Annotated in this window: 2 protein-coding genes; one reads left to right on the top strand and one right to left on the bottom strand. The window is 42.7% G+C overall.

The genetic code is table 11. The features are described from left to right. Positions 1 to 1,556: retention module-containing protein (locus Q0296_RS00130; protein ID WP_298035575.1), on the bottom strand; the 1,556-nt coding region annotated here is incomplete at its 3' end. A 148-nt stretch (positions 1,557 to 1,704) separates the two neighbouring features. On the opposite strand from Q0296_RS00130, the gene Q0296_RS00125 reads away from it, so the two are divergent. Continuing rightward, positions 1,705 to 2,186, top strand: a 482-nt coding sequence (locus Q0296_RS00125; RefSeq protein WP_298035574.1) for a retention module-containing protein, incomplete at its 3' end; no start/stop codon positions are given.

Genomic DNA, 2,186 nt, shown 5'->3' with positions numbered 1-2,186 from the left:
ATATTTGCATTGATATTTAAAGTGTTATTTCCTGCTTCGTCGTGAGCGCTATTGCTTGAGCTAGGAGTATACGCGCCAAGTTTGATCTCAGCCTTAAATATACTAAGATCAGCATTGATATTTACTACGTCATCGCCACTACCAAGGTTTATAGTAGTGCTATTATAATGTCCAAGAACACCACCTACGCTAGGGCTATTTTTAGTGCCGCTAATCATAACCTCTTTATCAAAATTTACCACGTCGTTACCAGAGCCAGTATCTAAGTGTAAATTTTCTAAATTTGCTTTTATACTAACCGTATCATCACCATCATCTGTATTTAAATTTGTATAGTTTGCGATATTGCCTTTGATATCTTTATTTAACTCTATGTTGTCGTCGTTATCTATTATTTTGCCTTCGGCCATATTTGCATTAGTTGTTGGTAGCAGATAACTACTGCTTGGCGTGACACTTAGTTTCACACCTTCTTTAAATACAGCAAAATTATCAACCATATCAGTTTTTTGTACGTTGTCGATAGTCATGCCTTGAGGGCCAGTGTTCTCACCCTCGTTTTGGTTGTGATGCAAAGGACCTTTTGTGGTGTCTTGGCCGTTATCGTCAAGCACCTTTATCCTTACTTGCACTTTTGAGATATCTTCTATATTTACGCCAGTTATCGTGTAGCCTGATAGTGGCTGAAATGTCGCTCCATTGTCAGTCGAGTACTCAACCACGCTTGAATAGTCCTCTCCTCTAGTGCCTCCAAGGAAATTTAAACCTAGATCTGTGGTCTCGCCACTTGGGCTTACTGGAGTGCCTGATAGACCTAGTTTATAAACAAGGTAGTGTCCGCCCTCGCCGTTTGCTCCTGCGCCACTCTCTCTTACCTCGCTAGTAGCAGGATCGATGCTAGTAGTGATCTCTACTGCGCCAGGACGAGGCGTGATGACTGGAGGATTAGCAGGTGAAGGAGTGCCTGGAGTTACAGTGACGCCAGGAGTGCTTGGAGTACTCGGAGTTGGTGGCGTTACTGGAGTGCTTGGTGTGACAGGCGTAGCTGGTGAGATAGGAGTTGTCGTATCCGCATCTGTGCCTGCATCGTTATAGCCACCTATTGAGTTTTCTGGAGTTTGAAAAGCTCTATTTGCGTCGGTTAAATTTCTATAGTTTTCATTGATATTTGAGTAGTGACCGCCCTCAGCAAAGCTTGCAGCTCCCAAGCTCACACCATCTCCAGTAGCATTGCCACCACCTTGGTTGCCACCAGCTGCAGTCTCTTCAAGATCTGTGATATTTGCGCCGTTTAGTAAGGCTTTTTGGATAGAGGCTATCTCTGGGTTGTCACTAAGTGCATTTGCCTCTTTATCTAGGCTTAGACTTTCGCCATTTTGCAAGCTGACCTCTTTGCCGTCGTTTGCTGCGATCACTGCTTTTGCAGAGCCATTAGCCTTTATCGTTTCGCCTTCAAAAATGCTATCGCCCACCTTCAAGACTCTTTCGTTGCCACTTTTATCAACAGCTACGATTTCACCGCCTAGGATATTTTTGATAACGCCTAACTTTTGCATCTTAGTGCCTCCCTTTGGATTTTATTGATCTATATCAAGATTTTAGCTAAGAAAAAAATTTAGTTATATTGTACTTTGGTACAATTTACAATTTCTCCTAATAGTTATAAAATAATGCCAAAATTAATTTAGCCCTAAAGGAATTAACATGGCAAAGAAACTAGGCACAATTAAGTCTATATCAGGTTCTGCTGAGGTTATCGCAGTAGATAAAAGTGGTAACCAAAGAGTACTAAAAGTTGGCGATAGCCTGTATGAAGGTGAGAGTGTAAAAACAACTTCAGCTGATTCTAAGGTTGTGATAGCAACAAATAATGGAAAAGAGCTATCAATGATCGGCGAAGATACGCTAAGCCTCGATCCAAGGGCAACTGCTGGTGATTCACAAGTAGCAGCACTTCAAAAAGCTTTATTAAATGGCGCAAATTTAGAAGATCTAGAAGAGACAGCAGCTGGCGGTACAAGCGGCGGTCGTGCCGGTGATGGCGTTAGCCTTGGTAGTGCTAGTTTTGAGCAAGGCGGGCACTACTCAAATATAAGTGCTAGCACTAGTGCGATAAATTCATTGGGCGGTTTTGGTTTTGCTAGCCTAGAAACAGGCGTAAGAGGCGGCCTAGATAATGGCGGCAC

Source organism: uncultured Campylobacter sp., assembly GCF_937890585.1.
In the GTDB taxonomy this organism is placed as follows: Bacteria; Campylobacterota; Campylobacteria; order Campylobacterales; family Campylobacteraceae; genus Campylobacter_A.
The sequence above is the reverse complement of the archived record's forward strand: the minus strand, read 5'-3'. Positions and strand labels throughout refer to the sequence as shown.